This is a genomic window from Rhizorhabdus sp. GW822-FHT03C02 (genome assembly GCF_058801765.1).
This window is the reverse complement of sequence record NZ_JBXANN010000007.1, coordinates 82985-97125: the sequence shown is the minus strand read 5'-3', so window position 1 is coordinate 97125 and position 14141 is coordinate 82985. Positions and strand designations below refer to the sequence as shown.

The 14141-nt window shown below is 67.4% G+C and carries 11 protein-coding genes; 7 read left to right on the top strand and 4 right to left on the bottom strand.

What is annotated here, in order from left to right; genetic code table 11:
• Nucleotides 1–12: 12 nt before the first annotated feature.
• A complete protein-coding gene (locus AC1RM6_RS18185; protein WP_493103737.1) occupies nucleotides 13–3000 on the top strand; it encodes an amidohydrolase family protein in 2988 nt (995 codons plus the stop codon).
• 1 nt (nucleotide 3001) lies between these two features.
• Nucleotides 3002–4411 carry a M20/M25/M40 family metallo-hydrolase gene (locus AC1RM6_RS18180; protein WP_493103735.1) on the top strand — a complete coding sequence of 470 codons (1410 nt, stop codon included), beginning with the start codon at nucleotides 3002–3004 and terminating at the stop codon, nucleotides 4409–4411.
• Here the strand turns inward: AC1RM6_RS18180 and AC1RM6_RS18175 are convergent.
• Nucleotides 4399–4956 carry a TetR/AcrR family transcriptional regulator gene (locus tag AC1RM6_RS18175; protein WP_493103731.1) on the bottom strand — a complete coding sequence of 186 codons (558 nt, stop codon included), beginning with the start codon at nucleotides 4954–4956 and terminating at the stop codon, nucleotides 4399–4401. The genes AC1RM6_RS18180 and AC1RM6_RS18175 overlap by 13 nt on opposite strands.
• A gap of 82 nt (nucleotides 4957–5038) precedes the next feature.
• Here AC1RM6_RS18175 and AC1RM6_RS18170 point away from each other — a divergent pair, with 82 nt between their 5' ends.
• A complete protein-coding gene (locus tag AC1RM6_RS18170; RefSeq protein WP_493103729.1) occupies nucleotides 5039–7075 on the top strand; it encodes a molybdopterin-containing oxidoreductase family protein in 2037 nt (678 codons plus the stop codon).
• Between the two features lie 52 nt (nucleotides 7076–7127).
• Here the strand turns inward: AC1RM6_RS18170 and AC1RM6_RS18165 are convergent, their stop codons facing one another.
• Both AC1RM6_RS18165 and AC1RM6_RS18160 read right to left on the bottom strand, forming a co-directional pair.
• Nucleotides 7128–8384: an MFS transporter gene (locus AC1RM6_RS18165; protein WP_493103727.1), complete on the bottom strand. Its 1257-nt coding sequence runs from the start codon at nucleotides 8382–8384 to the stop codon at nucleotides 7128–7130.
• Between the two features lie 138 nt (nucleotides 8385–8522).
• Nucleotides 8523–9311 carry a thioesterase family protein gene (locus AC1RM6_RS18160; protein ID WP_493103725.1) on the bottom strand — a complete coding sequence of 263 codons (789 nt, stop codon included), beginning with the start codon at nucleotides 9309–9311 and terminating at the stop codon, nucleotides 8523–8525.
• A 212-nt stretch (nucleotides 9312–9523) separates the two neighbouring features.
• Between AC1RM6_RS18160 and AC1RM6_RS18155 the strand changes: the two genes are divergently transcribed.
• From AC1RM6_RS18155 to AC1RM6_RS18145, 3 genes are all read left to right on the top strand, one after another.
• Nucleotides 9524–10336 carry a TauD/TfdA dioxygenase family protein gene (locus AC1RM6_RS18155; RefSeq protein WP_493103723.1) on the top strand — a complete coding sequence of 271 codons (813 nt, stop codon included), beginning with the start codon at nucleotides 9524–9526 and terminating at the stop codon, nucleotides 10334–10336.
• Nucleotides 10337–10388: 52 nt separating this feature from the next.
• A complete protein-coding gene (locus AC1RM6_RS18150; protein ID WP_493103722.1) occupies nucleotides 10389–10982 on the top strand; it encodes a TetR/AcrR family transcriptional regulator in 594 nt (197 codons plus the stop codon).
• A gap of 66 nt (nucleotides 10983–11048) precedes the next feature.
• Nucleotides 11049–11462: an EthD domain-containing protein gene (locus tag AC1RM6_RS18145; RefSeq protein ID WP_493103720.1), complete on the top strand. Its 414-nt coding sequence runs from the start codon at nucleotides 11049–11051 to the stop codon at nucleotides 11460–11462.
• Nucleotides 11463–11730: 268 nt separating this feature from the next.
• On the opposite strand, the gene AC1RM6_RS18140 is transcribed toward AC1RM6_RS18145, so the two are convergent.
• On the bottom strand, nucleotides 11731–12219 hold the full coding sequence (locus tag AC1RM6_RS18140; protein ID WP_493103718.1) for a nitroreductase/quinone reductase family protein: 489 nt from the start codon (nucleotides 12217–12219) through the stop codon (nucleotides 11731–11733).
• A gap of 160 nt (nucleotides 12220–12379) precedes the next feature.
• Between AC1RM6_RS18140 and AC1RM6_RS18135 the strand changes: the two genes are divergently transcribed.
• A complete protein-coding gene (locus AC1RM6_RS18135; RefSeq protein WP_493103717.1) occupies nucleotides 12380–14068 on the top strand; it encodes a class I adenylate-forming enzyme family protein in 1689 nt (562 codons plus the stop codon).
• Nucleotides 14069–14141: the final 73 nt, after the last annotated feature.

The following is a 14141-nucleotide window of genomic DNA, read 5'->3' as shown; positions in this document are numbered from 1 at the left end:
ACGGGGGTCGGCATGACGAAAATGATGAACGCGGTGCGCCTATTGGCGGCCACGGCGCTGCTCGGCAGCATGGCGGCGGTACAGGCCGAACCGGTCCAGCCCGCGCCTCCGGGCCATGGCAAGACGATCGCCTTCGACGTCCATGAGGGCACCTCGATGGCGGTCGCGATCTCGCCCGACGGCAAATATCTCGCGGTCGACCTGCAGGGGAGCCTGTGGATCATCCCGGCCAAGGGCGGCCGCGGCACGCTGATCACCGACTATTTCAACGATGCCCGCCAGCCGGTCTGGTCGCCCGACGGCAAGACGCTCGCCTATTTCGCCTATCGCGACGGCGGCTATGATCTGTGGACGATCGCGCCCGACGGATCGAACGCGAAGAAGCTGACCGACGGCGCCTATGACGATCGCGAGCCGGCCTGGTCGCCCGACGGCAGGACGATCGCCTTCTCGTCCGACCGGCTCGGCGCGGGCGGGCCGAACTACAATATCTGGACGATCGATATCGCCAGCGGAAAGATCGCCCAGCTCACCAGCGATCCCGGCGAGGACCGGATGCCGACCTGGTCGCCGGACGGCGCCCGCATCGCTTATGCCAGCACCCGCGGCACCGCGACCGGATTGTTCGCGACGACGCTCGCCGACAAGGTCGAGACGCCGCTGCGCAAGGTCGAGGGCAAGGTCGACGCGCCGTCCTGGGGCCCGAACGGCCAGCTCGCTTATGTCGTCGCCGATGCCAAGGGCAGCCGGCTCGAGATCGACGGCAAGCCGGTGTCGGGCGACGAGAATGTCTTCCCGTTCCGGGTGTCGTGGCTGCCGAAGGGCGACGACTATGTCTATGTCTCCGACGGCCGCATCCGTCGGCGGACGGGGGCGAAGCTCGCAAGCATCCCGTTCGCGGTGAAGCTGCAGGTCACCCGGCCCGATTATGTTCGCGCCAGGCGCGACTTCGATTCGACCGCACCGCGCCGCGCGCTCGGCATCGTCAAGCCGGCGGTGTCGCCCGACGGCAGCAGGATCGCCTATGTCGCGCTCGGCGATCTCTATCTCCAGTCGACCAAGGGTGGGGCGCCCGAGAATCTGACCAGGGACGCGGCGATGGAGGCCGATGTCGCCTGGTCGCCCGACGGCAACAGCCTGGTCTACACCTCGGACAAGGGCGGCGGGTTGCCGCAATTGTGGATCCGCGACCTCAGGACCGGCAAGGATCGCCAGTTCACCACGATCGACACCCAGCCGCTCGGCGCCGCCTGGTCGCCCGACGGCAGCAAGATCGCCTTCGTCGACGTCGACGGCATGTGGGGCGTGGCGGGGGTGTGCTTCGCCGATGTCGCGACCGGCAAGGTCACCCGACTGCAGGCGTCGCTCGGCCAGCCGGGATCGCCGAGCTGGTCGGCCGACGGCAAGACGCTGGCGGTCGCGCTCTCCTACAAATTCTCGGCGAGTTTCCGCGAGGGCACCAATCAGGTCTATCTGATCCCGGTCGACGGCAGCGCGCCTTATTGGAAGCTGCCCGAACCCAATGCCTCGATGGACACCCGCGGCGGCGGCGGTCCGGCCTGGTCGCCCGACGGTACCAAGATGGCGGCGATCTACGAGGGCGTGCTGAAGATCTGGCCGGTGTCGGCCGACGGCACCCCGACCGGGCCGTTGCGCAGCTACACCTCGGACATCTCCTATTTCCCGTCCTGGGCGGCGGATTCGAAGACGATCGTCTATGAATCGGCCGACAAGGTGAAGTCGATCGACATCGAGACCGGCAAGATCAGCGATATTCCGGTCGACCTCAGCTACACCCTCGCCAAGCCCGTCGGGCGGACGATCGTCCATGTGTCCAACCTCGTCGATGCGGTCCATGACGAGACGAAGCACGACCAGGACATCGTCATCGAGGGCAACCGGATCGTGTCGATCGGCGCGCACGACGCCGCGCTCCACGCCTCGGGCAAGCTCGTCGACGGCACCGGGCTGACCGCGATCCCCGGGCTGATCGAGCATCATGCCCATGTCCAGAAGGATTTCGGCGCCAATGCGCACCGCGCCTGGCTGGCGTACGGCATCACCACCGTGCGCGATCCGGGCAACCAGCCCTATGACGGGGTCGAGGACCGCGAGGCGAACGAGGCCGGGGTGCGGATCGGGCCGCGCATCTACACCAACGGCCCGCTGCTCGAATGGCAGCGCGTCTATTACAAGATGGGGGTCGCGGTCGCGGGGCCGGCGCATCTCGAACGCGAACTCGAGCGCGCGCGGCTGCTCAAATATGATCTCGTCAAAAGCTATGTCCGGATGCCCGATCTCTACCAGCGGCGGATCGTCGAGGCGGCGCATGCGATGGGGGTGCCGGTCACCGGCCATGAAATCTATCCGGCGGCCTATACCGGGGTCGATGCGACCGAGCATATGGGTGCCACCAGCCGGCGCGGCTATTCGCCCAAACAGGGGCCGCAGGGCCGCGCCTATGAGGATGTGATCCAGCTGTTCAGGCAGAGCCAGCGTTACCTGACCCCGACCAATTTCGGGGCGCTGCCGGGCTATCTCGAAAAGAACCCCGCCTATCGCGACGATCCGCGGCTCGCGCTCTACCCGATCTGGGCGCAGAAATCGGTGCTCGAACAAAATCCGATGGTCGCGGCGCTGCGGCTGTCGGGGCTGCCGGGGAGCCTGCAGGCGCTCAAGAAAATGTACGACGCCGGCGCCAAGGTCACCGCCGGCACCGACACCACGATCGCGATCAACCTCCACGCCGAGCTCGCCTCCTATGTCGACGCGGGGCTCACCCCGTTCCAGGCGCTGCAGGCGGGGACCAGGACATCGGCCGAGGAGCTCAACCTCGACGCCGGCACGCTCGAGGCGGGCAAGCTCGCCGACATCGCGCTGGTCAAGGGCGATCCGCGCGAGAATATCGCCAATACGTTCAACGTGAAGACGGTGATCGCCAATGGCCGGGCCTATACGGTCGAGGAGCTGGTGGCGATGGCCGGCAAGGCGGGGAAATAGCATGAGGTTCACCCACATATTCGTCGCGGCGGCGCTGGTCGCGACGTCGCTCCCGGCTGTCGCGCAGGCCGCGCCGAAGCCCGACGAAGCCTCGTTCCGCGCCATGCTCAAGGAGATGGTCGAGACCGACAGCAGCTTCGACACCGGCAGCTGCACCGCGGTAACCGAGAAGGTCGCGGCGCGGATGAAGGCCGGGGGCTTTCCCGAGGCCGACCTCCATCTGTTCGTCCCCGAGGGCAATCCCAAGGCGGGGGCGCTGGTGGCGGTCTATCCGGGGCGCGATCCGAAGCTCAAGGCGGTGCTGATGCTCGGCCATATCGACGTGGTCAATGCGCGCCGCGCCGACTGGACCCGCGATCCGTTCATACTGATCGAGGAGGGCGGTTTCCTCTATGGACGCGGGGTCGCCGACATGAAGGCGCAGGACGCGATCTGGGCCGATAATCTGCTGCGCTACCGGGCGGAGGGCTACAAGCCGCTGCGCACGATCAAGATGGCGCTGACCTGCGGCGAGGAGGGGCTGTATCTCAACGGCGCCAAATGGCTGGTCGACAATCAGCGCCCGCTGATCGACGCCGGCATCGCGCTCAACGAGGGCGGCTATGGCGAGCTCGACGCCGACGGCAAGCGGGTCGACCAGACCTTCCAGGCCGCGCAGAAGGTGGTGATGGGCTTCACCCTCGAGGCGACCAACCCCGGCGGCCATTCGTCGCTGCCGCGTCCCGACAATGCGATCTACAGCCTCGCCCGCGCGCTCGACCGGCTCAGCCGGTTCGATTTCCCGGTCCAGTTCATCGACGCCAATCGCGGCTATTTCACCCGGATGGCCAAGGTGGTCGGCGGCGCCGACGGGGCGGCGATGACCGCGGTCGTCGCCAATCCGCAGGACAAGGCGGCGAGCGACCTGCTCAACCGGTCGCCCAGCTATCATTCGATGCTGCGCACCACCTGCGTCGCGACGATGCTCAACGCCGGCCATGCCGCCAACGCGCTGCCGCAGCGCGCGACCGCGACGATCAACTGTCGGGTGATCCCGGGGGTGCCGACCGACGAGGTCCGCGCGGCTTTGGTCAAGGTCGTCGACGATCCCGAGGTGAGCGTCACCGCGACCCGCGGCTACAAGCCCGCCGCGCCCGCGCCGGTGACCGACCGGGTGCTGCTGCCCGCCGAGAAATTGTCGGCGGCGGTGTGGCCCGGGGTGCCGGTGGTCCCGCACATGGCGACCGGCGCCACCGACGCGGTCACCCTCAACGCCGCGGGCATTCCGACCTATGGCGTCTCCGGCATCTTCCGCGACCCAGACGGCGACGGGGTCCACGGCCTCAACGAACGGATCCGGGTGCGGTCGGTGATGGAGGCGCGGACCTTCCTCTACGGGCTGGTCAAGGCCTATGCCGATCAGAAGGACTGATCGCCGGGATCGACAAGCGCGTCGAGCGCGTCCGCCAGCCAGCGCAAAGAGGCCGGCGGGATCGCGTCGGTGCGCAGCGCCTGCATCTGGACCACGAAGCCGGTAAGCAGCGAGAACATGTTCAGCGCGCGCGCATAGGCGTCGGGCGGGCCGAGCCAGTCGGCGAGCGGCTGGATGATCTGCGCCTCCGACACGCGCTGCGCCGCCGCCTTCGCCTCGGGGTCGGCGAGCGCCATCACCAGCATCGCGGTGATGGCGATGTTGCTCTGTTCCAGTACGAGCTGCGCCATCACTTGGCCGAAGCCGTGCTTCTCCTGCGCGAACACGCTGTTGGTGCGGATCGTCTCGATCAAGGCGGCCTCGAACAGCCCGGCCTTGGTCCCGAAGTAGCGGACGATCAGCGACGAGGCGACCTCGGCTTCGGCGGCGATGTCGCGCAGGCCCGCCTTGGCATAGCCGAGATCGGCGAACACGCGGTTGGCGGCGGCGAGGATTCGCGCCTTGGTCTGTGCCGAGTCCCGGCGTCGCTGGACAATCTGCTCCATGTGAGCAACTGTTCACATGGAAATGGGCTCTGAGTCGATCGGAAAAATCCGCACGGCCTTGCCCGACAGGCGAGAGGATGCCGTGCTGGAAACCAAGGTCTCGAAACGCACCCACTGCAAGATCTGCACGAACCTGTGCGGCATCGTCGTCGACATCGAGGATGGGCAGATCACCCGGGTGAAGGGCGACTTCGATCACCCCTTGAGCAAGGGCTATACCTGTCCGAAAGGCCGGGCGATCGGCAAATTGCACCATCATCCCGACGCGATCGACCGGCCGATGATGCGCAGGGACGGCGCGCTCGTACCGGTGGGCTGGGACGAGTGCCTCGACGACATCGCCGCGCGCCTCTCGGCGATCCGCGACGCGCATGGCCCGGACGCGATCGGTTTCTATTTCGGCAGCGGGCTGGGCATGGACGCCGCCGGTTTCCGCACCGGCGAGGCCTGGTATCGCGGCTTCGGCGCGCCCCCCAAATTCTCGCCGCTGACGATCGACGGTACTGCGAAAGTGCTGGTCTGCAGCCTGGTCGGCGGCTTTCCGGGGCTGAGCGGCAAGACCGATTATGATGCGGTCTACATGCTGCTCTATGTCGGGGTCAACCCGATGGTCAGCCATGGTCACAACACCGGCATGTTCAACCCGGCCGGCCCGATCCGCGCGATCACCGGCCGCGGCGGCGAGATCTGGACGATCGATCCGCTGCGTACTGAGACCGCCAAATTCTCGACCCGCCATATCGCGCCCTATCCGGGCAAGGATTATGCGATCCTCGCCTGGCTGGTCCGCGAGATCCTCGACGGCGGGCCGGTCGTGCTCGCGCAGCCGGTCGCCGGGATCGAGGAACTGCGCACCGCGCTGGCCGGTTTCGACCGCGCCACCGCCGCGAAGATCGCCGGGGTCGGGGAGGCCGAACTCGACGACCTGCTCGACGCGATCCGGCGCAAGGGCGGGGTGACCGTCGAGACCGGCACCGGCGCGACGATGGCCGAGACCGCCAATGTGACCCAGTGGCTCGCCTGGGTGCTGACGATCCTGACCGGCAAGATGAACCGGCCCGGCGGGGTGTGGTTCCACCCGGGCTTCATCACCCAATATGACAGTTTCGAACTGCCGCTGATGGACGATCCCTTCACCCCCGGCGCGCCGACGATGCCCGAGGTGTCGGGGCTGATCGGCGACTGGCCCTGCGCCGCGCTGCCCGGCGAGATCCAGGCCGGCAATATCCGCGCGCTCGTCAATCTCGGCGGCAGCATCGTGCGCTCCTTCCCCGACGCGAACATGCTGGTCCCCGCGCTCGAAAAGCTCGACCTGATGGTGACCTTCGAGGTGATCGCCAACGACACCACCGCGCTCTCCACGCATGTCCTGCCGACCAAGGACCAGGTCGAGCGGCCCGACATCTCGTTCTGGGATACGCTGAGCGGGAGTCTCTCGATGCTCTATTCGCCGGCGGTCGCCGAACCGCGCGGCGAGCGGCGGGCCTCGTGGTGGATCATCTCGCAGCTGATGCGGCGGATGGGGATGGAGGTCGCCGACCATGTCCCCGCCGACGACCGCGTGGAGGGCGCCGACCATGCGATGCTCGCGCCGCTGATGGCCGGGGCGCGCTGCAGTTTCGACGACCTCGCGACGGCGGGGCAGGTGACCCTGCCGCTCGAATTTCCGGCGGGCTGGGTCGACCGGCATATCGAGCGGATCGGCGGCTGGCGGCTCGCGCCCGCGAAGCTGGTGGCGATGTGGAATGCGGTCCGCGCCGCCGACGAGGCGACGATCGACGACCAGCCGCCGCTGCGCTTCATCCCGCGCCGCCAGCGCCGCAAGCTCAACGCCTCGCTGAGTTTTCTCGGGAGCCCGGCGGACATCATCCTCCACCCCGACGATGCTGCCGCGAACGGCATCGTCCATGGCCAGGATGTGCGGGTGCGGACCGACAGCGGGGAGATCGTCCTGATCGCCAATGTCAGCGACATGATCCGCCGCGGCGTCGCCTCGATTCCGCATGGCCATGAGACCGCCAATGTCAACCTGCTGACCAGCATCGACCATGTCGACCGGCTGACCGGGATGGTGCGCTATTCGGGGATTCCGATCAGGCTGGAGGCGGTGCCGGGCTGATGGAAAAGATCCTCCCCATGCACCTGCATGGGGAGGATCGGGAGAGGCAAGCCTATTCCGCCGCGACCGCCGGATGCGGATAGGGCTCTTCGATCGTGCGCGCGAGCTTGCCCGGAGGGCTGCCGCGGCCGAGCAGCAGGATCGCGGTCGCGCCGATCAGCACCGCGACGCCGACGATCACCAGATAGAGCTCGTAGCCGCCGGTGCGGGCAAGGGTGAAGCTGAGCAGGGCTGCCCCCGATGCGGTCGAGAAGGACATCACCGCAGTCAGCAGGCCGAGCGTCGAGCTGTAGACGGCGACCCCGAAATGGCGGGCGACGAGGAAGGCGACGATATCGCCCTCGGCCCCGAAGGCGAAGCCCAGGCAGAACACCGCGAAGGTCAGCACCGCGGGGGCATCATAGCTCGAGGCGATGATGAACAGGCCCATGCTCGGCAGCGCGAGGCTGAAGAACGACACCGGATAGGGACGGAAGCGGTCGAGCGCGATGCCGGTGACGAAGCGGCCGGCGAGCATGCCGATCGAGACGGTGCTGAGCATCACCGCGGCGCCTTCGCCGGTGATATGGTTGGCGAGCAGCAGCAGCTTGAGCTGCACCAGCAGGATCGTCTGGGGCAGATTGCACAACAGCATCGCGACGACGAGGATCCAGAAGGCGGGGGTGCGGAAGATCATCGGATAATCGTCGCGGGCGCGGCGCTTCGGCGCGGTGGCGAGCGGTTTGGCGGGGGCGCTGCTGCTCGGGATCAGCAGGAAGCAGACCAGTCCGGCGATCGCGGTGCAGATCGCGACCGCCTGATAGGCGGCGCGCCAGCCATTGACCTCGACATAATGGTTGAGGATCGGCGCCAGCGCGATGCCGGCGATCGCCGGGCCCGACGCGACGATCGCGAGCGCCAGCCCGCGCGCCTTGACGACATATTGGACCGCGAGCCGCGTATAGACGGTCGAGGTGGTGGTAACGCAGAGCAGGCTCTGCAGCGCGAAGATCGCGATATAGACCCAGAGTTTGCCGTCCATCAGGCTGTAGGCGAGATAGATCAGCGGCAGGATCACCTGGCCGATCAGTGCGGTCAGCCGCACCCCGACCAGATCGGTCAGCCGGCCGACGAACGGAAACACCAGCGCGGTGGCGAGCGCGAGGCTGCCGACCATCGCGAAATCGGCCTTCGACCAGCCCACATCGGCGATCAGGCTCGGGACGATCGTGGTGGTGACCATGCCGACCATCGACATGCCGCTCGCCATCCCGATGGTGGCGGCGAGCAAGGGCCGCCAGTTCTGACGCAGTTCGGCGAAATATGCCATGCTTCCGGTTCCTCTCCCGATGGCGGACCGGAATATCTGTTTCCGCATCGCCGCCGACTCACCTTGTGAACGAGCGGAGGGCCGGGGGGAAGGGGTGAAGATGAGAGGGTGGCGGTTTTGCGCGATTCCGCGCCGGATTCAGATGAAGATCGCGACCATCTGCCGAGCCGACACCAGCGGCTCGCCGGCTTCGCTGTAGACCCGCATGGCCTGCAGCGAATAGCCCTCGGCGGCCTTCTCGCTCGACGACCAGACCAGATACCAGTCGCCGGGTTCGGCCAGTGGCTGGTGGAAGTCGACCGTCCAGGTCATCGTGCTGAGCGGGGCGGGGGCCGGGAAATTGGCCATCGCCGCGCCGGGCAGCGCGTCGGCGACCGCGAGCAGCGCGGCGACACGGTCGTCGGCGGCGCCGTCGCGCAGCCGTACCCATATCGCGAATTCGGGGCGCTTGTCGGTCTCGAACAGCCGGGCCCCCGCGGCGAGCCGATATTCGTAGCGGCCGAGAAAGCCGGGCAGCGGCTTGGTCGATGTGTGGAAGGGCTCGCACCGGTCGGGCACCGGAACCGCCATCCGCGGGACGAAGTCGTGCGCGACCCGGCTTTCGCGGGCCGCCCCGAAGACGAACATCGACCGGGCGGCGAGGCCGTCCGCGTTGCGGCAATCGACGTCGACCACCGCCGAGGAGCGCCCGCGGCGCAGCACCGACGCGGTGAAGCGCAGCCGCCCGGTGGCGGGGCCGACGAAGCTGAACTGTGCCGAGCGCAGCGGGCCGAGATCGCCCAGCGCGCGCCCGATCGCGCCCCACGACAGGGCCGCGGTCATGCCGCCATAGAGGGTGCGGCCCTGCGCCCAGTCCTCGGGGGCATCGATGACGAAATCGTCGCCTTCGGGCGCGAGGGCGGCGATGTTCTGGTCGAGGGTGGCCATGGGTCGATGCGGTTCCCGGTTCGGTTCGCGGTGCTCATGGCATGAATGCGCGGTCCGTCAAATCCCCTGTTCCGCAGGTGGGGGGCGCGGTCCATCGCCCCGGCGTAGCGATGATGGAAACGCGGCTGTATCATTTGACTCGCGCCGCGGGGGAGGCGCAGAAAATGGCCGACACGCCGCGACAGCAGACGGCGCCTGAGGATGACCGTGCCATGTTCGAATCGATCGATCTTTCGCCACGCGTGGGCAGCGAAATCCGCATCTCGCGCGAGGATCTCGTCAACGGCACCTATGCCAGGGAGATCGAGAAGCTGCTGGTCGAACGCAGCGCGCTGGTCTTCCGCGAACTGTTCCTGACCGACGAGGAGCAACTCGCCTTCGCGCAGACGATCGGCGAGGTCGTGCCGCTGGGCGACGAGGGGGTGTCGAAGATCTCGCTCGACCCGACGGTGTCGAGCACCGCCGATTACACCCGCGGCGCCTTTTTCTGGCACATCGACGGCGCCAACGACATAGTGCCCGCCAAGGCGACGATGCTCACCGCCAAGACGCTGTCGGACGAGGGCGGCGACACGCTGATCAGCAACACCTATGCGGCCTATGCCGACCTGCCCGACGAGGAGAAGAAGGCGCTCGAGGGGGTCAAGGTCCGCCACGCGCTCGAAGCCACCCAGAAGCTCGTCCATCCGCAGCCGACCGCGGCCGAACTCGCGCGCTGGCGCACCCGCCCGTCGCAGACCCACCCGCTGGTCTGGCATCACCAGCATGGCGCCGCCTCGCTGCTGATCGGCGCGACCTGCTTCTATGTCGAGGATATGAGCATCGAGGACGGCAATATGCTGCTGTGCCGGCTCCAGGACTGGGCGACCCAGGACCAATATGTCTATCGCCACAAATGGAAGGTCGGCGACTTCCTGCTGTGGGACAATACCGGCACGATGCACCGCGCCGACAGCTATGCGCTCGACAGCAAGCGGCTGATGCACCGGACCACCCTGCACGGCGACGAGCCGGTTTCCTTCTGATCGCGGCTCGCCTACGCCATCCTGTCACACGGCAGGAACGAAGGGCGCGGGCATGGCGGGCAGGGGAGCGAAGGGATCGGCGAAGCGCACGCTGCTGCTCGACACTGCCGAGACCCTGATCGTCGACGAGGGCTATGCCGCGGTCAGCACCCGCCGGGTCGGGCTCGAAGCCGGGGTGCAGCCGTCGCTGGTCCATTATTATTTCCCGACCACCGAAGACCTGCTGATGGCGGTCTACGAGCGCGCGGCCGAACGCGCGCATGCGCGGGTGATCGAGGCCCTGTCGTCCGACCGGCCGCTCGAGGCGTTCTGGAAGCTGAGCAAGGATTCGGCGCACACCGCGCTCGGCACCGAATTCTACGCGCTCGCCAACCACCGCAAGATGATCCAGGGCCGGATGGCCGAGACCGCGGTCACCCTGCGCACCGCCCAGGCCGAGGCGCTGGCAAGGGCGCTCGGTGGAGAAGGCGCGGTCGAGGACGCCGCCGGCCGCAAGGCGATGGCGCTGGTGCTGCTGGTCACCGGCATGTCGCGCATCCTGGTGATGGAGGAAGCGACCGGGGTCACCACCGGCCATGCCGAACTGCGCGCGATGATCGACACGCTGCTCCAGTCGGCGCTTGACTCGGTCGAGCCGAATAGTTGATCAGTCGTTCAATTTTTCGCGAACGATAGGGGCCTGCTCCGATGGAGCGGGACGAGAGGAGCCAGAATGATCAAGCAGATCGTCTTCCTGCGCAAGCGTGCCGACCTGACCATGGAGCAGTTCATGGACTATTATGAGCATCAGCATTCGCAGCTGTCGCAGAAGATCGGCGCGCCGCCGCCGCTGCCCAATGCCCAGCGCTATGTCCGCCGCTACGTCACCCCCGAGAAGAACCCGCTGACCGGCGAAGTCATCGATCCCGGCTTCGATTGCATCATGGAAATCTGGTGGAACAGCCGCGAGGATTTCGAGGCGGCGATGAAGGGGCTCGGCAATCCCGACTTCCTCGAGGCGCGCAAGGCCGACGAACTCAAGCTGTTCGCGTCGAACAGCAACCCGGTGTGCACGGTGTGGGAATCGGACTCGCCGGTGGGGCCGGAGAACAAGGTGCCGGTGGTGGTGCCGCAGTTCGCGGCGTGAGGTTGGGGAGAGGTGGCGGCGCGTGTTCACTGCCTCTCGAACCGCGGCTCTCCCTTCCACCTATCCGTCATCCCGGCCTGCGCCCATAGGCGCCGACTTAACCCGTCATCCCGGATTTAATCCGGGATCTCACTTCTTCTTCCGCCCCTCAAAGGCAAAGAGATTCCGGGTCAAGCCCGGAATGACGAAGGAAGGAAAAGCCATAAGTCAGCGCCGACGGCCTCCGCCGGGATGACGATAGTGGAAGACGCGGGGCCCTCTCAGTCCTTCAGCCCGTAAAGGTCTCGGTCGGCGCGATCGCCTTGAGCATCACCAGCGGGATCTGGCGGTCGGTCGATGCCTGATATTTTGTATAAGGCGGAAACACGCTTTCCATGAACGCCCAGACCTTTACGCGTTCGGCGGCGTCGGGTTCGCGCCAGGTCGCGCGGAAGGCCTGGGTGGCGATCTGGAAGGCGACCTCGTCGCTGGCGGTGAGGTTGAGATACCAGGCCGGGTGCTGGTCGGCGCCGCCCTTCGACGCGACGATCACGACCTCGCCGCCGATATCGCCATAGATCAGGCCGTTGGTGCGGATCTGGCCGCTCTTGCGGCCGGCGGTCTGCAGCAGCAGCGTCGTGGTAAAGCCATGGCCGCCAATGTCCGACACATCGACGATATGGCCCCGCGTACCGCCCGATTCGAGATAGGTCGCCAGATGTTCCTCGCCCCAGCTCCGCCGGGTCTTTGCGATGTCCGCGCTGGTTTCGTTGCTCATCGGGCGCTCCTGTCCGGTCGATATCGTCCTGCGGTTAGCGCGAAGCCGGCACCGCCCCAAGAGAAAATTGAACGCTTGATCAATTTTAATTGACCGCGATGCGCCCGCCCGGTTAGCAAAGTCCATCGGGCGCAGCATGGCGCCGGGCAGGGGATGCCGAATGACCGCGCAACTTTCCGTCCTCCAGGGACCGCCGCTCGCCGAAGAGGCCGGGTTGGGGGCGCTGACGCTGCCGGCCTATCTGGCCGAGGTGGCGGCGCGTTTCGCCGACCGCGAGGCGCTGGTGCTCCATCAGGACGACGGCAGGGTCGAACGCTGGAGCTACCGCGATTTCCACGCGCGTGCGGCCGACATCGCGCGGGCGCTGGTCGCCTGCGGGGTCGGCAAGGACAGCCGGGTCGGGATATTGATCACCAACCGACCCGAATGGCTCGCCGCCTTTTTCGGGATCGGCATGGCGGGCGGGGTCGCGGTGACGTTGAGCACCTTTTCGACCGCGCCCGAACTCGACCAGCTGCTCAAGGCATCGTGCGTCGACTTGCTGCTGTTCGAACGCCAGGTGCTCAAGACCGATTTCGCGGCGATCCTGCGCGACCTCGCGCCCGAGATCGGGCGGGACGCGCCGGGCCGGCTGGCGGCACCCGCCTTTCCGTTCCTGCGCCGGCTGGTGATGCTCGGCCAAAGCGAGCCGGGCGGCGCGATCGAACGCTGGACGGATTTCATCGGCCATGGTGCGGCGATAGCGCCGGAGATCGTCGCGGCGACGGCGGCCGCGGTCACCCCCGCCGATACCGGGGTGATCTTCTTCTCGTCGGGATCGACCGGCAAGGCCAAGGGCATCGTCAGCAGCCACCGCGCGGTCGCGATCCAGCTGTGGCGCTGGCGCTGGTTCTGCAATGTCGGCGACGACGTCCGCACGGTCACCGCCAACGGCTTCTTCTGGTCGGGCAATTTCTGCCAGACGCTCGGGCCGACCTTCTCGTCGGGCGGGGCGCTGATCCTGCAGCCGACCTTCGATCCCGCCGGTGCGCTGGCGCTGATCGAGGCCGAGCGGGCCACCCATGCGGTCGCCTGGCCGCATCAATGGGCGCGGCTCGAGGCGGCGCCGAACTGGGCCGGTGCCGACCTGTCGAGCCTCCATTATGTCGATGCGCAGAGCCCGCTCGCGCGCCATCCGACCGTGACTACCGATTGGGTCGAACCGCGCTGGGCTTATGGCAATACCGAGACCTTCACGATCATGACCGGCTTCCCGTCGGGAACCCCGGCCGAGGTCGCCGGCGACACCCATGGCGTGGCGCTGCCGGGGGCGGCGGTCGCGATCGTCGATCCGCTGACCGGGGCGATCCTGCCGCGCGGCGCGTCGGGCGAGATCGGGCTGAAGGGGGCGACGCTGATGCTCGGCTATGTCGGGGTGCCGATCGACGAGACGCTCGACGCGCTCGGCTATCTGCGGACCGGCGACGGCGGGCGGATCGACGAGCGCGGACGGCTGGTGTGGGAAGGGCGGATCACCGACATCATCAAGACCGGCGGCGCCAATGTCTCGCCGATCGAGGTCGACACCGAACTGGCCGGTTGTGCCGGGGTGCGGCTCAGCCGGACGGTCGGGGTGCCCGACGCGGCGCTCGGCGAGATGGTGGTGAGCTGCGTGGTGCGCGAGCCCGGTGCGACGATCGACGAGGCGGCGGTGCGCGATTATCTGCGCCAGCGGCTGGCGAGCTACAAGACCCCGCGCCGGGTGATCTTCGTCGAGGAGGATCAGTTGAGTTTCACCGGCAGCGCCAAGGTCAAGACCAGCGCGCTGCGCGACTTCGCGAAGGCGCGGCTGGCGGCGGAGGCGGGGTGAACTGGCATTTGTTTGTCGCCTCGGCCCCCGGATCGGGGCTTTGCCCCGTCCAAGGGCGGGTATTGTCCGGAAT